Origin of the sequence: Stutzerimonas stutzeri (assembly GCF_000935215.1) — a bacterium.
In the GTDB taxonomy this organism is placed as follows: Bacteria; Pseudomonadota; Gammaproteobacteria; order Pseudomonadales; family Pseudomonadaceae; genus Stutzerimonas.
In genome coordinates this window covers 1-13,878 of sequence record NZ_JXXD01000196.1, presented here as the reverse complement: position 1 = coordinate 13,878, position 13,878 = coordinate 1, and the positions used below count along the sequence as shown (strand labels likewise).

At 59.6% G+C, this 13,878-nt stretch carries 15 protein-coding genes; 7 read left to right on the top strand and 8 right to left on the bottom strand.

Translation table 11 applies throughout. The annotated features are described in order from the left end of the window. Nucleotides 1-58: 58 nt before the first annotated feature. The gene (locus LO50_RS18600; RefSeq protein ID WP_003282582.1) at nucleotides 59-502 is read right to left on the bottom strand and encodes a MarR family winged helix-turn-helix transcriptional regulator; all 444 of its coding nucleotides are present in this window, start codon (nucleotides 500-502) and stop codon (nucleotides 59-61) included. An 80-nt stretch (nucleotides 503-582) separates the two neighbouring features. Here LO50_RS18600 and LO50_RS18595 point away from each other — a divergent pair, with 80 nt between their 5' ends. Continuing rightward, on the top strand, nucleotides 583-1,749 hold the full coding sequence (locus LO50_RS18595; protein ID WP_044315936.1) for an aminotransferase-like domain-containing protein: 1,167 nt from the start codon (nucleotides 583-585) through the stop codon (nucleotides 1,747-1,749). 39 nt (nucleotides 1,750-1,788) lie between these two features. Continuing rightward, nucleotides 1,789-2,391 (top strand): glutathione S-transferase family protein, encoded by a 603-nt coding sequence (locus LO50_RS18590; protein WP_023444766.1) that lies wholly within the window; start codon nucleotides 1,789-1,791, stop codon nucleotides 2,389-2,391. Between the two features lie 53 nt (nucleotides 2,392-2,444). Here the strand turns inward: LO50_RS18590 and folE are convergent, their stop codons facing one another. The 3 genes from folE to LO50_RS18575 form a co-directional block, all read right to left on the bottom strand. Further along, nucleotides 2,445-2,990, bottom strand: a complete 546-nt coding sequence (gene folE, locus LO50_RS18585) for a GTP cyclohydrolase I FolE (protein ID WP_044315934.1) — start codon at nucleotides 2,988-2,990, stop codon at nucleotides 2,445-2,447. A 95-nt stretch (nucleotides 2,991-3,085) separates the two neighbouring features. Beyond that, nucleotides 3,086-3,643 carry a Smr/MutS family protein gene (locus LO50_RS18580; protein WP_044315933.1) on the bottom strand — a complete coding sequence of 186 codons (558 nt, stop codon included), beginning with the start codon at nucleotides 3,641-3,643 and terminating at the stop codon, nucleotides 3,086-3,088. A 140-nt stretch (nucleotides 3,644-3,783) separates the two neighbouring features. Next, on the bottom strand, nucleotides 3,784-4,380 hold the full coding sequence (locus LO50_RS18575; RefSeq protein WP_014820638.1) for a cysteine hydrolase family protein: 597 nt from the start codon (nucleotides 4,378-4,380) through the stop codon (nucleotides 3,784-3,786). A 312-nt stretch (nucleotides 4,381-4,692) separates the two neighbouring features. On the opposite strand from LO50_RS18575, the gene prmB reads away from it, so the two are divergent. From prmB to rluB, 5 genes are all read left to right on the top strand, one after another. Continuing rightward, on the top strand, nucleotides 4,693-5,616 hold the full coding sequence (gene prmB / locus LO50_RS18570; protein WP_023444768.1) for a 50S ribosomal protein L3 N(5)-glutamine methyltransferase: 924 nt from the start codon (nucleotides 4,693-4,695) through the stop codon (nucleotides 5,614-5,616). Between the two features lie 237 nt (nucleotides 5,617-5,853). After that, nucleotides 5,854-7,323, top strand: coding sequence for a glucose-6-phosphate dehydrogenase (zwf, locus tag LO50_RS18565; RefSeq protein ID WP_044315932.1), 1,470 nt, complete (start codon nucleotides 5,854-5,856; stop codon nucleotides 7,321-7,323). Then, nucleotides 7,310-8,023 carry a 6-phosphogluconolactonase gene (gene pgl / locus LO50_RS18560; protein WP_044315931.1) on the top strand — a complete coding sequence of 238 codons (714 nt, stop codon included), beginning with the start codon at nucleotides 7,310-7,312 and terminating at the stop codon, nucleotides 8,021-8,023. Before zwf ends, pgl begins: the two co-directional genes overlap by 14 nt. 17 nt (nucleotides 8,024-8,040) lie before the next feature. Further along, nucleotides 8,041-8,685: a bifunctional 4-hydroxy-2-oxoglutarate aldolase/2-dehydro-3-deoxy-phosphogluconate aldolase gene (locus LO50_RS18555; protein WP_044315930.1), complete on the top strand. Its 645-nt coding sequence runs from the start codon at nucleotides 8,041-8,043 to the stop codon at nucleotides 8,683-8,685. Nucleotides 8,686-8,797: 112 nt separating this feature from the next. Next, the gene (gene rluB / locus LO50_RS18550; RefSeq protein ID WP_044315929.1) at nucleotides 8,798-9,931 is read left to right on the top strand and encodes a 23S rRNA pseudouridine(2605) synthase RluB; all 1,134 of its coding nucleotides are present in this window, start codon (nucleotides 8,798-8,800) and stop codon (nucleotides 9,929-9,931) included. A 65-nt stretch (nucleotides 9,932-9,996) separates the two neighbouring features. Here the strand turns inward: rluB and LO50_RS18545 are convergent, their stop codons facing one another. The 4 genes from LO50_RS18545 to LO50_RS18530 form a co-directional block, all read right to left on the bottom strand. Next, nucleotides 9,997-10,737, bottom strand: coding sequence for a YciK family oxidoreductase (locus LO50_RS18545; RefSeq protein ID WP_014820632.1), 741 nt, complete (start codon nucleotides 10,735-10,737; stop codon nucleotides 9,997-9,999). An 86-nt stretch (nucleotides 10,738-10,823) separates the two neighbouring features. Further along, on the bottom strand, nucleotides 10,824-11,495 hold the full coding sequence (mupP, locus tag LO50_RS18540; protein ID WP_014820631.1) for an N-acetylmuramic acid 6-phosphate phosphatase MupP: 672 nt from the start codon (nucleotides 11,493-11,495) through the stop codon (nucleotides 10,824-10,826). Then, nucleotides 11,495-12,193: a bifunctional 2-polyprenyl-6-hydroxyphenol methylase/3-demethylubiquinol 3-O-methyltransferase UbiG gene (gene ubiG, locus LO50_RS18535; RefSeq protein ID WP_023444774.1), complete on the bottom strand. Its 699-nt coding sequence runs from the start codon at nucleotides 12,191-12,193 to the stop codon at nucleotides 11,495-11,497. The genes mupP and ubiG overlap by 1 nt, the downstream gene beginning before the upstream one ends. 145 nt (nucleotides 12,194-12,338) lie before the next feature. Beyond that, entirely contained in the window at nucleotides 12,339-13,676 is a 1,338-nt protein-coding gene (locus tag LO50_RS18530; protein ID WP_080902129.1) for a TRZ/ATZ family hydrolase, read from the bottom strand. Nucleotides 13,677-13,878 lie beyond the last annotated feature (202 nt).

The window sequence follows — 13,878 nt, the reverse complement described above, 5'->3', positions numbered from 1 at the left end:
CGCCCTTTTTTGTGCCCGCGCTTCCGGCGTGGTGAAGCGGCCCGCCTCTTGAGGGCTGCTAGCCTCTGGCTTTCTCCATAGCGAGCGCTTGGTTGACCGCGAGCCAGCCATCTACCGCTTGTTCACCTACATCATCGAAAGCCCTTTGAAGCAGACGGACCTGTTCTCTGCGCAAGGCCTGCTCCAGCTTCGCCCCCTCTGCGGTAAAGCGCAGCATGCGCTTTCGCTTGTCATCCTCTGCAGTCAGGCTCTCCACCAAGTGCATTTCGATCAACTGGCGTAGCGGTGTATTCAGTGCCTGCTTGGAGACACCGAGATAGCTCAGCAACTCCTTAACGCTCAGGTCCGGGTAGCTGGCGATAAAGAAAAGAATGCGGTGGTGCACACGGGACAGACCGCGGCGGGCGAGCATTTCGTCAGGCTTGGCCGTGAAGGCCTGATAGCCGAGAAAGAAACTCTCCATGATCTGGCGCTGCACTGCGCTTTTTTTTAGGTCAGGCATATTGACGTATTTATCGTGAGAGGCGTAATTTCGGTCAAGAAGTTTGACTTATTTTGCAGCGCCTCGCATCTGGTATGGAAATGGCCTTCTCAGAACGTATTACTCGCCTTAAAAGCTCTCTCATTCGTGAAATCCTCGCTGCAGCCCAGCGCCCGGAAGTGATGTCCTTCGCTGGCGGGTTGCCGGCTGAGGCGATGCTGCCGATCGTTGATTGGGCAGAGCTGCCCGCAAGCATGGGGCAGTATGGGATGAGCGAAGGCGAGCCCGCTCTCCGTGAACTTATTGCCGCCCAGGCGCGGGCGCTTGGCGTGCCTTGCGAAGCCAGTCAGGTGTTGATCGTCAGTGGCTCGCAGCAGACGCTGGATCTCGCGTCGAAGCTGTTTATCGACTCGGGGACAGAGGTACTGGTCGAGGCGCCAACCTATCTCGCTGCTCTGCAGTCCTTTCAATTGTTCGGAGCTGAATGTCTGGCAGTTCCCCAGCAGGCCGATGGTCCGGATTTGGCTGCCCTACGCGCAACGCTGGAGCAGCACGAGCCTGCTTTCGCCTATCTGATTCCTACGTTCCAAAATCCATCCGCCGTTCGCTACAGCGAAGCCAAGCGTGATGCTGTCGCCGCATTGCTGGATGAGTTTGGCGTGACGCTGCTCGAGGACGAGCCATATCGTGAGCTGGTATTCGATCAGGGCAGTGCCAAGCCGATCGTCTCGCGGCTGAAACGTGCTAGCTGGATCTACACCGGTACGGTTTCCAAGACGCTGCTGCCTGGCTTGCGGGTGGGGTATCTGATCGCCTCGCCGGATCTGTTCCCTTATTTGCTACGACTGAAGCAGTCGGCTGATCTACATACCAACCGCATTGGGCAGTGGCAGGCGCTGCAGTGGCTGGGTAGCGAGCGGTATCAGGCGCATCTGGCGGAGCTTCGCGATTTCTATCGCGTTCGTCGTGATGCCATGCAGGCTGCGCTCAGCGAGCACTTTGGTGATCTCGCGACCTGGCAGCTGCCGCAGGGAGGGCTGTTCTTCTGGCTGACGCTGAAGCAGCCGCTGAATACGCGAACCCTGCTTGATCGGGCGCTCGCCAATGATGTGGTGTTCATGCCTGGTGAGCCCTTTTTCGTGGACCCGGACGCTAATCCCGGTTATCTGCGGCTGAACTTCAGCCATGTGGCTGCTGAGAGAATGGAAGAAGGGGTGCGTCGTCTGGCGCAGGTCATCCGCGAAGGTAAAGCGCTGGAAGCCGCCTGAGATATCGCTGACCTGCGTTGTGGGTCGATGGGAGGGAGCATGTTGAAAGTCTATGGTGATTACCGGTCGGGTAATTGCTACAAGGTCAAGCTGATGCTGCACCTGCTGGACCAGTCGTACGAATGGATTCCGATCAATATCCTTCGTGGTGAGTCCCGCTCCGAGGAGTTTCTCAAGAAGAACCCTAATGGCAAGATTCCGGTTCTTGAGTTGGAGGATGGCGCCTGCCTGTGGGAGTCCAACGCCATCCTCAACTATCTGGCCGACGGCAGCGAGTTTCTGCCAGCGGACCCGCGGCTGCGTACCCAGGTGCTGCAGTGGCAGTTCTTCGAGCAGTACAGCCATGAGCCGTTCCTGGCTGTCGCCCGCTATATCAAGGTGTATCTCGGCATGCCCGAGGATCGGCGTGAGGAGTACGAGGCCAAGCAGCTCGATGGCTACCATGCGTTGAACGTTATGGAGCAGCAGTTGCTACGCACGCCCTACCTGGTGGGTGAGCATTACTCGATTGCCGACGTTGCGCTGTATGCCTACACGCATGTGGCTGAAGAGGGAGGGTTCAGCCTCGAAGGCTATCCCGCAATTCGCCGATGGCTGCAGCGTGTCGCCAGTCATCCGCGGCATGTAGGCATGTACGATTGAACGAAAAACAGGGCCGCAAGGCCCTGTTTTCCTGTTTTACTGTGGGCTCGGTGCTATTTCACCAAGCCGAGAAACTCGCTACGGGTCGCGGCATTATCGCGGAACTGACCCAGCATCACCGATGTAACCATTGACGAGTTCTGCTTCTCCACGCCGCGCATCATCATGCACATGTGCTGGGCTTCGATGACCACAGCAACGCCAGATGCGCCGGTAACCTGCTGCACCGCCTCGGCGATTTCACGGGTCAGGTTCTCCTGAATCTGCAGGCGGCGCGCATACATGTCCACGATGCGAGCGACCTTCGACAGGCCGAGTACCTTGCCATTGGGAAGATACGCAACGTGTGCCTTGCCGATGAAAGGCAGCATGTGATGCTCGCACAGCGAGTACAGTTCGATATTCTTGACCAGCACCATCTCGCTGTTATCTGACGTGAACAGCGCGCCGTTGGTGACTTCCTCGAGGGTTTGCTGATAGCCCTTGCACAGGTACTGCATGGCTTTGGCGGCGCGCTTGGGCGTGTCGAGCAGACCTTCGCGGCTAACGTCCTCGCCGAGTTGGCCGAGGATCGCGGTGTAGTGTTGTTCCAGGGACATTGAGCTACCTGTCAGGCTTCATGGGGTCGCGAACGCGAAGGGTAGGGGGCCGCCGCTCGGCTGGCAAGTATGGCGAGCGAGACGCTGGCCCCGGCTCATTCGTCCCGGCCTTCAAGCATGGTCCGTTTGAGCATCACGTAAATGGCGCCAGTGCCGCCATGGCGTGGCAGGCAGGAGGTGAAGCCAAGCACTTGTGGATGCTGCCGCAACCAGGTGTTGACGTGGCTCTTGATCAATGGCCGCTTGCCGTCGAGCCTTGCCGCCTTGCCATGGGTCACGCGGACGCAGCGCACTTCGAGCTGCGTCGCTTCGGCGATGAAGTCCCATAACAGCTCCCGGGCTTTCTCGACGCTCATGCCATGCAGGTCGAGACTTCCCTCGAATGGGATCTGGCCGGCTTTGAGCTTGCGGACCTGACTGTCCTGAACCCCGTCGCGGGCCCAATAAAGCTCGTCCTCGGCACCTACGTCGATGACGAACTGATCCGATAATCCGTCGACGCGCGTGGTTTCGTTGCTGACGGTGGCGTTGCTGCGGCGAGTCGCGATCTGTTCGCGATTGCTGCGCACTTTGCCGGTTTCGGCGCGGTCGTGCTTGATCGGCTTGACGCCGCGCACAGCCGATTGGAAGAGAGAGAAGTCGTCGTCTTGCATGGGGCCTCCAAACAGGATGGCAGTTTACCCCAGCCACAGCGCCTGGCGGACGAGCTTCCATCCAGGCGTACTTTTGCTTGCATCGTGCAGAGAGTGTCTGGAAAGGCTGCCAGCTCGTTCGGCGTTCGGGTAGTGGGTCTTCAGCGCGCCAGCGCCGCAGCGTCTTGCACGCAAACGGCAAAGTTGTCGGCAAGAATGGTCATCTCGATGCGGTGCACCTGCTCGGCATCGATGCTGCCTTCGCCCATCGGCAGATTGCGTGTGGCACAGGCGCTGTCCACCAGTGTGCAGCGATAGCCGTAATCCTTGGCGGCGCGAACCGTTGTGCTGATGCTGGAGTGGGTCATGAAACCGCAAACGATCAAATCCAGGCGACCCAGCTTCTGCAGCAGTTCGTGGAGTTCGGTGCCGGAGAAAGCGTTCGGCAGGCGTTTGGCAACCACTGCCTCGCCGGGCAGCGGTGCTGCTTCCGGCATGATCTGTCCGCGGAAGCCCTGCGGATCGAAAAGACCACCGCTGATACCCAGGTGATGCACATGCACGATCGGCGCGCCAGCTTCGCGCGCAGCTGCCAGTAGACGGGTGATTTCCGGAAGTGCCCGATCCAGGGCAGGCAGGGCAAGAACACCACTGCGGTACTCTTCCTGCACATCGATGACCAGCAAGGTGGCATTCGTCAGCGTCGCCGGGTTGTAGCTGCGGCCACTGAGCTGAAGCATGGTCTGTGGCTTGGTCATTTTCGGCTCCTTGTGCTGTGAGGGGGCTGATTGTGGCGCCAGAATGCGCCGATGTGAACCGTCCGGCTCATGTTTCGCTGGTCGTTGTGCTGACTGCTCGGTCGAACTGCATGGGCGCACGATATGTCGGAGATATCGAGTCCCGACCGCGAACCGAAGGGTAATGCCGGTCGCACGCCTGGTGTTGAAACGAATTGAGTATTTACAGCCCAAGTGGATGGCTCGAGAGCCTTGCTCGCGTGGCCTTAGCAGACATGGCTCGGATTTTCGTATGCCTGCTACACTCGCGCCCTTTTTACAGGAGATGCCCTTGTGACCGCTTCGCTCTCCCGCTTGCGTACGCTGCGTGACCATATCCGCTGGGCCGTCAGCCGGTTTCAGGCGGAGCAGTTGTTCTTCGGCCATGGCACCGACAATGCCTGGGATGACGCGCGCCAGTTGGTGCTGGGTGCGCTGCACCTGCCATGGGAAATGGCTGACAGCTATCTGGATTGCCGCCTCGAACTCGACGAGTGCGAGCATTTACAGGAACTGCTGCGTCGCCGTATTGAGGAACGCGTGCCGACCGCTTATCTCCTCGGGCAAGCCTGGTTCTGCGGCTTGCCCTTCATCGTCGACGAGCGCGTGCTGATCCCACGTTCGCCGATTGGTGAGCTGATCGAGCACCGCTTCGAACCCTGGCTGCCTGGCACGCCCAAGCGGATTCTCGATCTGTGCGCGGGGTCGGGCTGCATCGGCATCGCATGCGCTTACGAGTTTCTCAAGGCCGAGGTGGTGCTCGCTGACCTGTCGTTCGATGCGATCGAGGTCGCCAACCAAAACATCGAGCATCACGGACTCGAAGAGCGGGTTTATACCGTGCAGAGCGATGGCTTCGACGGGCTGCCAAATCAACGTTTCGATCTGATCGTTTCCAATCCTCCATATGTCGATGCCGAAGATTTCGACGACATGCCGGCTGAGTTTCATCACGAGCCGGCTCTTGGCCTGGCATGCGGTGAAGACGGACTGGATCTGGTGCGGCGTATGCTCGCCGAGGCCGCGGATCACCTCACTGACGATGGCATCCTGATCGTCGAAGTGGGAAATAGTCAGGTTCATGTCCAGGCCCTTTATCCCGAAGTGGATTTCACCTGGCTGGAGTTCTCGCGCGGGGGGCATGGTGTCTTCCTGCTTGCGGCGCAGCAGTGCCGTAAGCATCAGGCCCTGTTCCGTGCACGCGTCGCGGGAAGCTGACTCAGCTCCGTGCCCTTTAACGACCGAGCTGTCGCGCTCAGGTGTTTGCGCTGTTCCTGTGGGCACGGGCAACCTTGGGATTTCCCCGTCGACTGCTGAGCATTTGAGCCGCTGAGTGGTCTGTAGCATGTGGCGTCTGATCGGAAGGCGAGGAGCGCGATATCCTCGCTATCGTTGACCGACCATCGTCGTGCTCGCGCTGCACGTCATTGAACCCTGCATTCAAGCGGACGGACCATGCCAGGCATTACGGTAGAACCCATCACATTCGCCTTGTTCGGTGCCCTGGGCGACCTTGCGTTGCGCAAGCTGTTTCCCGCGCTGTATCAGTTGGATCGCGCCGGCCTGCTACATGCCGATACCCAGATACTGGCGCTATCGCGGGAGAGCGGCGAGCCGGCCACGCACAAGGCGCGAATCGAGCAAGCATTGCGTACGCGGGTTCCCAAGGGCGAGTTCGATGAGCAGGCCGTCAGTCGCTTCAGCGCCCGGCTTCACTATCTGGCGATGGATTTTCGTCGATCCGAGGATTACATGGCGCTGCGTGACTGCGTGCCGGCCGAGCAGCCTCTGATCGCCTATTTCGCGACACCCGCGGCGGTCTACGGTGATATCTGCAGGTTCCTGGCTACGGCAGGGCTCGCCGAGCAGGCGCGCGTCGTTCTGGAAAAGCCCATCGGTCATGACTTGGCTTCTTCGCGTGTCATCAACGATGCGGTCGCCGAGCACTTTCCCGAGAGCCGCATCTATCGCATCGACCACTATCTCGGCAAGGAAACGGTACAGAACCTCATCGCGCTACGCTTCGCCAACAGCCTGTTCGAGACGCAGTGGGACCAGCACCATATCTCCCATGTAGAAATCACCGTGGCCGAAACGGTCGGCATCGAAGGACGCTGGGGTTATTTCGACCAGGCTGGACAACTGCGCGACATGGTTCAGAACCATTTGCTGCAACTGCTCTGCCTGATCGCCATGGACCCGCCGAGCAACCTGACTGCGGACAGCATCCGTGATGAAAAGGTAAAGGTCCTCAAGGCGCTGGCACCGATCACTGCCGAATCCCTTCATCAGCGGGTGGTGCGGGGCCAATACGCGGCCGGCAACGTTGCTGGTGTCTCGGTGCCTGGCTACCTGGATGAGGAGAACTCGAACGCCGAAAGCAGTACGGAAACCTTCGTCGCGTTGCGTGCCGATATCTGCAACTGGCGCTGGTCGGGCGTGCCGTTCTATCTGCGAACCGGCAAACGCATGGCGCAGAAGCTTTCGCAGATCGTGATTCATTTCAAGGAGCCACCCTTCTACATCTTCGCGCCCGAGCAGCGAGCGCTGATCAGCAATCGCCTGATCATTCGACTGCAGCCTGACGAGGGCATCTCGCTGCAGGTGATGACCAAGGAGCAGGGGTTGGACAAGGGCATGCATCTGCGCAGCGGTCCCTTGCAGCTGAATTTCTCCGAAACCTACAAGAGCACACGCATTCCAGACGCCTATGAGCGACTCCTGCTCGAGGTCATGCAGGGCAACCAGAACCTGTTCGTGCGCAGGGATGAAATCGAGTACGCATGGCAATGGTGCGATCAGCTGATCGAGGGCTGGAATCGTCTCGGCGCAGAGCTCAAGCTTTATCCCGCTGGCTCCTGGGGGCCAGTCGCTTCGATTGCACTGATCACACGCGATGGGAGGGCGTGGTATGGCGATCTCTGAACTGGATCTTCCTACCGGTGTGGTGGCGCATAGTTCGGCCAATCCGCAGCGGCAAGCTGAACTGATGGCTGACAATGTGGCCAAGGCCCTGGCATATGCGGTTCAAACCCATGGCATCGCCAGTCTCGTCGTATCCGGTGGGCGCAGTCCGATTGCATTCTTCGAAGCCCTGTCGATACGAGAATTGAACTGGTCGAAGGTGCAGATCAGCCTGGCTGACGAACGCTGGGTACCTGCGACCGATCCGGCCAGCAACGAAGGCTTGGTGCGGCGCCATTTGCTGCAGAACGCGGCACGTGAGGCGTGGCTGATCGGGCTGTACCACCCGGCCGAATCCCTCGAGCAGGCCGCATCACTCGCTGACCACGCCCTGGGGCAGCTGCAGCGGCCTATCGACGTGCTGATACTGGGAATGGGAGATGACGGTCATACGGCCTCGTTGTTCCCCGGCAACCCAAAGCTGGCGCATGCGTTGCGCGATGACTGCCTGGAGCGGTGCCTGCCGATGCAGGCGCCGGTCGATCCGCAGGCACGTCTGACAATGACCTATCCGCTGCTCGCTGGTGCTCGGATGCAGTGCCTGGCTATCCAGGGTGCTGACAAGCTCGAAACCCTGCGCGCGGCGCTGAATGTCGATCCGCTGCAGATGCCGATTCGCGCATTCCTGCATTCCCCGCTCGAAATCTATTGGTGCCCGTGAGGCCCGAGGACTTCCGCATGACCATGGACCAGAAGAACGCTCTGATCGAACGAATCTGTGTAGAGGCGAGGATTCTGCCGGTCATCACCATCGGTAGCGAAGAGCAGATCCTGCCTCTTGCTGATGCATTGGCTGCTGGCGGCCTTCGTACGTTGGAGATCACTCTGCGATCCAGTCATGGCCTGACAGCCATTCGACGGCTACGTGAAGAGCGTCCTGATCTTTGCATCGGCGCTGGTACCGTTCTGGACCGACGCATGATGGATGAAGTGGAGGCGGCAGGGGCGCAGTTCATCGTCACACCCGGTTCCACGCGGGAAATCCTCGAAGCGGGGGTGAGCTGCTCGGTGCCACTGCTGCCAGGCACCAGTAGCGCATCGGATGTTATGGAGGGCTACGCGCTGGGTTATCGCCGCTTCAAGCTCTTCCCGGCAGAGATCTGTGGCGGCATCGCTGCGCTGCAGGCGCTCGGCGGCCCCTTTGCCGACGTGCGTTTCTGCCCGACCGGCGGCGTAAACGCAGCAAATGCCGCGCAATATCTGGCCCTGGCGAACGTGATGTGCGTCGGTGGTACCTGGATGATCGATGGTGCGAGCCTCAGTTCGGGTGACTGGGCCGGTATTCAGCGACGTACTGTTCAGGCGTTGGCCGCACTGGGGTGATCTCGTCAGCGCAGGTCAGGATCACTGCTACGCTGTGGTTGGTGCGTAGGCGCAGCGATGCGCGTATGATTCGCGCCCTTTCAATCGGATTGCCACACCGGGAGGTGCCCAGATGACCGAGCACGAAGAAACAAGCACTCACGTTACTCACGGCGAAAAGCTGCAGAAAGTCCTGGCCCGTCTGGGCATGGCTTCGCGCCGCGATGTCGAAAAATGGATTTCCGAAGGCCGTGTCAAGGTCAATGGCGCGGTTGCGAGCCTGGGCCAGCGCGTCGACTCTCATGATGCGATTGCAGTCGACGGTCGCCTGCTCAAGCGGGAAGAAGTCAGCGAAGTAGTCCGCCGCGTACTGATCTACAACAAGCCGGACGGCGAGATCTGCACACGCAATGATCCGGAAGGACGCCCAACGGTGTTTGACCGTCTGCCGCGCCCGAAGGAAGGCCGATGGATCAATATCGGGCGTCTCGACATCAATACCACCGGCCTTTTGCTGTTCACCACCGACGGCGAACTGGCCAACCGCCTCATGCACCCTTCCTACGAGATGGACCGTGAGTATGCGGTGCGGGTGCGCGGGGAAGTCGACGACGAGATGATCGAAAGGCTGAAGACCGGCGTGATGCTGGAAGACGGTCCGGCACGCTTCACCGACATTCAGGAAGCGCCAGGCGGTGAAGGCTTCAACCATTGGTATCACTGCGTGGTAATGGAAGGCCGTAACCGCGAGGTTCGCCGCCTGTGGGAATCCCAGGGGCTGGTTGTGAGCCGATTGAAGCGTGTGCGCTTCGGTCCGGTCTTCATGACCTCGGATCTGCCAATGGGACGCTGGCGTGATATGTCGCAAACCGAAGTGGACATTCTCAGCCAGGAAGTTGGGCTCAAGCCGGTTGCACTGCCGAGCATGAAAGCCAAGGCCAAGGAAAAGATCGACCGTATGCAGCGCAAGGTGGCTAAGCCGCTGAGCCGCGGTGAGCGGCGGCCTCGCGTGCTGCGTTCGTCAAGCGAGGCCGATGTGCCGGCGTCGGAAAAGCCACGGGCACCGAAGGGTAGTGAAGGCGGGCGCAAGCCGCGCATCAGCGAAGGGCGTAGCGACAAGCCTCGTGGAACGCCGGTCGCTGAGCGCCCGGGCGAGAAGCGTAAAGGTGGCAGCCGTAGTGACGGGGCAGGGCGTCCGTCGGGGCCAGGTAAAAGGCCGGCCGGAGATGGTCAGCGTCCAGGCTTCGGGCGTAGCAAACGCACCTGATCGTTGTATCCAGCGCTGCGCAGTGGGCGAAGCCGCTGCGCAGCGTTTTTGTTTGGAAGCCTTGTTTATTGCGCGTCCAGCGCCTGACCATTCACCCCGATGCTGTCCGGGCCCATCAGGTACAGATAGACAGGCATGATTTCCTCTGGGAGCGGGTTCACCAGCGGGTTCTCGCCGGGATAAGCCTTCGCGCGCATGTCGGTACGAGTGGCCCCCGGATTGACGCTGTTGGCGCGGACCGCAGCCGTGTCATCCAGTTCATCCGCCAGCACCTGCATTAGCCCTTCGGTGGCAAACTTCGATACAGCGTAGGCGCCCCAATATGCACGCCCCTTGCGGCCGACACTGCTCGACGTGAAGATCACCGAAGCGTCCTTGGCTAGCTTCAGCAGCGGCAGCAGTGTGCTCGTCAACATGAACATTGCGTTCACATTCACCTGCATCACGCGCATGAAATTGTCGCCGGACAACTGCTCGAGCGGCGTCCGCGGACCAACGATCGCCGCGTTATGCAAAAGGCCGTCGAGATGACCGAACTCGCGCTCGATCATGGCGGCCAGTTCGTCGTACTGGTGCGGCAGCGCGGTTTCCAGATTGAACGGAATAACGGCAGGACGAGGATGGCCCGCGGCTTCGATGTCATCGTAAACCCGGTTCAGGTTGTCTTCATTCTTGCCAAGCAGCAGTACGGTTGCTCCGTGTGCCGCATAGGCTTTCGCGGCAGCTTCGCCGATGCCGCGGCCGGCTCCCGTAACCAGAATGGTGCGCCCAGCGAGCAAGTCGGGGCGGGCGGAATACTCGAACATCGGATGCCTCTTGAATCGATGGTAGGTGGCGCCCGGACGAATGTTCGCCGGACGATAAGGCTAGGAAGGTTTGCGCTGCCGCCGTTTCAGCAGCTGCACAGTGCTCTATCCAGGACTTGCCGGAGCTCCAGCGGGTGGTCTACCACCACATCAGCGCCCCAGTTTCCCGGGTTGTCTTCAGGGTGAATGTAGCCGTACCGCACTGCGGCTGTACGACTGCCTGCCGCGCGGCCTGATTCGATGTCTCGCAGGTCGTCGCCGACGAACAGAACCGCGGATGGGTCAAGGTCGAGCTGGCTGCACGCCAGAAGCATGGGTTCGGGATCAGGCTTGCTCTTGGTGACATGATCAGGGCAGATCAGCACAGCGGAGCGGGAAGCCAGGCCCAGCTGATGCATGATCGGCTCGGCGAAGCGCAGCGGCTTGTTGGTCACTACGCCCCAGATCAGGTTCGCGCGTTCGATCTCGTCGAGCAGTTCGGCCATGCCGTCGTAAAGATGACTGTGCACCGCGCAGTTCTCCTGATACCGCGCAAGGAACTCGAGACGCAGTTCTTCGAACTCAGCCGATAGAGGGTCGACTTCGAAAGCGCTGAGTACCATGGCCCTCGCTCCGCCTGACACGACATCACGAACCTGTTGTTCGGAAACCGGTGCCAGCCCTCGGGCGGCTCGCATGGCTTGCACGACAGCAATGAAGTCGGGAGCGGTATCGAGCAGAGTACCGTCCATGTCGAACAGAACAGCGCGCAGGCGCATCATGCCTCCTTGATGGTCTGGACCATGTAGTTGACATCGACGTCCGCAGCCAGCTTGTAGTGCTTGGTGAGCGGATTGTAGGTAAGGCCGATGATGTCTTTGACTGCCAGGCCCGCGTCGCGGCTCCAGGCACCCAACTCCGAGGGGCGGATGAACTTCTTGAAGTCGTGGGTACCGCGCGGCAATAGTTGCAATACGTACTCAGCGCCAATGATGGCGAATGCATAGGCTTTCGGGTTGCGGTTGATTGTCGAGAAGAAGACTTGCCCGCCTGGCTTGACCAGTGCACAGCAGGCCTGGATGACCGACGCCGGGTCCGGCACGTGCTCGAGCATTTCGAGACAGGTGACCACATCGAACTGCTCGGGAGCTTCCTCGGCCATGGCTTCGGCAGTGATCTGCCGATAATCGATTTCGAGTCCGGATTCCAGCAGGTGTAAGCGCGCTACCGAAAGCGGCGCCTCACCCATGTCTATACCGGTGACCTGAGCGCCTCGCTGAGCCATGGCTTCGCTGAGAATGCCGCCTCCGCAACCGATATCGATTACCTTCTTGCCCGCCAGAGCAATATGCTCGTCTATCCAGTTCACTCGCAGTGGATTGATCTCGTGAAGCGGCTTGAACTCGCTTTCGCGATCCCACCAACGATGTGCAAGGGCTTCGAATTTGGCGATTTCAGCGTGGTCGACGTTGCTCATGATCCGGTCCGTTTGAAAGCTTGAGGGAGAAGCTTGAGCTGCAAGGGCTCATGTTGCCAGCTTCAGCTAAGGTCGGGGCATCGTAGCCGCCGTGGTTCGTATGTCATTTGGTCGCGCAGAAGCTGTGTATGGGGGGTTTCAACATTCAATGTTGATCGGTGCTCGAAATTCTCTCGCCCCATTGGCGAGCGTTCGCAATCACTTGCTGCTCATCCATTCGCGTAAGGCGGCCGCTTTCCAGCAGCTGCTTACCGCCTACCCATACATGTCGCACCGTGTCTCTACTGGTGGAGTAGATCAATTGGGATACCGGGTCGTATACCGGTTGTTGCGCCAGACCGGAAAGATCCAGCGCGACCAGATCGGCGAACTTGCCTATCTCTAGAGAGCCGGTGTGCTCATCGATGCCCAGCGCTCGGGCGCCATTCAGTGTGGCCATGCGTAGAGCGCGATGGGCGTCCAGTGCCTTGGCCGAGCCGGCGACGGCCTTCGCCAGCAGCGCAGCCGTACGAGTTTCGCCTAGCAGGTCCAGGTCGTTATTGCTTGCCGCCCCATCCGTACCGACTGCCACGTTGATTCCTGCTTCCCAAAGGCGCTCGACCGGACAGAAGCCACTGGCGAGCTTGAGGTTGGATTCTGGGCAGTGAATAACGCTGCAATTATGCTCTGTGAGTAGCGCGAGATCGTCATCATCGACCTGGGTCATGTGCACTGCCTGAAAACGCGGCCCTAGCAGCTGCAATCTCGCTAGTCGTGCCAGCGGCCGCTCACCGTGTTTCCGCAGCGCCTCCTGGACTTCATGAGCGGTTTCATGGACGTGCATATGGATGCCTGCATCCATCTCCGCTACCAGAACCCGAATGCTTTCAAGTTTGTCGTCCGCAACCGAATAAGGAGCATGAGGCCCGAAGGCGATCGTGATTCGGGGGTGATGCTTGAGATCGTCGAACAGCGCTACACCTTTGCGTAGCGCTTCATCCGCATCGCGAGCGTCGGGAACCGGGAAGTCAAGAACCGGGATGGTGATCTGCGCTCGCACACCGTGCTTGTGTACCAACTCGCTGACGACGCTGGGGTAGAAGTACATGTCAGAAAAGCAGGTGATCCCACCTTTTAGTTGCTCGGCGATTGCCAACTCGGTGCCACAGCGAACGAAATCCTCATCGACCCAACGCGACTCGGCTGGCCAGATGTGATCTTTAAGCCAGCGCTGCAGGGGCAGGTCATCAGCAAGTCCACGAAAAAGAGTCATCGCGGCATGGCCATGCGCATTGATCAGACCTGGAGCGAGAAGCATACCCTCGAGCTCTCGCGTTTCTATCGCCTGATACTTGAGTGCTACGGCACGCGGAGCGATGAGCGCAATGCGTCCATCTCGAACGCCGAGACCGTGCCCCTTCAACACCACGCCAGCCGGCTCCACCGGAACGAGCCAGGTCGGAAATAAAAGAAGATCGAGCGGTGCATCACTTTGCCGGGACATGTGAAGCCATGACTGAGGAGAAGAGGGCTAGTGTAATGGCTGGTGGCGTAGGATTGAAGAAACGAGAGAGCCGCGATTTTTGCCGTGCATCCTTATATAGTTGTGGCTGGTATCGCTCGTACGGACGGTACTTTTTGACTCGCTTGGCCGTCAGTTGAATAAAACTGAAATAAACGGTTGACGTTGATTTTCAGGCTCCTAT

What these genes read in the sequence shown, in the direction of transcription:
- mupP (WP_014820631.1), bottom strand. Translation starts at nt 11,495, where the DNA reads ATGCGCCTGCGCGCTGTTCTGTTCGACATGGACGGTACTCTGCTCGAT.
- pgl (WP_044315931.1), top strand. Translation starts at nt 7,310, where the DNA reads ATGGCGATCTCTGAACTGGATCTTCCTACCGGTGTGGTGGCGCATAGT.
- LO50_RS18600 (WP_003282582.1), bottom strand. Translation starts at nt 502, where the DNA reads ATGCCTGACCTAAAAAAAAGCGCAGTGCAGCGCCAGATCATGGAGAGT.
- LO50_RS18590 (WP_023444766.1), top strand. Translation starts at nt 1,789, where the DNA reads ATGTTGAAAGTCTATGGTGATTACCGGTCGGGTAATTGCTACAAGGTC.
- ubiG (WP_023444774.1), bottom strand. Translation starts at nt 12,193, where the DNA reads ATGAGCAACGTCGACCACGCTGAAATCGCCAAATTCGAAGCCCTTGCA.
- LO50_RS18545 (WP_014820632.1), bottom strand. Translation starts at nt 10,737, where the DNA reads ATGTTCGAGTATTCCGCCCGCCCCGACTTGCTCGCTGGGCGCACCATT.
- rluB (WP_044315929.1), top strand. Translation starts at nt 8,798, where the DNA reads ATGACCGAGCACGAAGAAACAAGCACTCACGTTACTCACGGCGAAAAG.
- folE (WP_044315934.1), bottom strand. Translation starts at nt 2,990, where the DNA reads ATGTCCCTGGAACAACACTACACCGCGATCCTCGGCCAACTCGGCGAG.
- LO50_RS18575 (WP_014820638.1), bottom strand. Translation starts at nt 4,380, where the DNA reads ATGACCAAGCCACAGACCATGCTTCAGCTCAGTGGCCGCAGCTACAAC.
- LO50_RS18555 (WP_044315930.1), top strand. Translation starts at nt 8,041, where the DNA reads ATGACCATGGACCAGAAGAACGCTCTGATCGAACGAATCTGTGTAGAG.
- LO50_RS18595 (WP_044315936.1), top strand. Translation starts at nt 583, where the DNA reads ATGGCCTTCTCAGAACGTATTACTCGCCTTAAAAGCTCTCTCATTCGT.
- LO50_RS18580 (WP_044315933.1), bottom strand. Translation starts at nt 3,643, where the DNA reads ATGCAAGACGACGACTTCTCTCTCTTCCAATCGGCTGTGCGCGGCGTC.
- LO50_RS18530 (WP_080902129.1), bottom strand. Translation starts at nt 13,676, where the DNA reads ATGTCCCGGCAAAGTGATGCACCGCTCGATCTTCTTTTATTTCCGACC.
- zwf (WP_044315932.1), top strand. Translation starts at nt 5,854, where the DNA reads ATGCCAGGCATTACGGTAGAACCCATCACATTCGCCTTGTTCGGTGCC.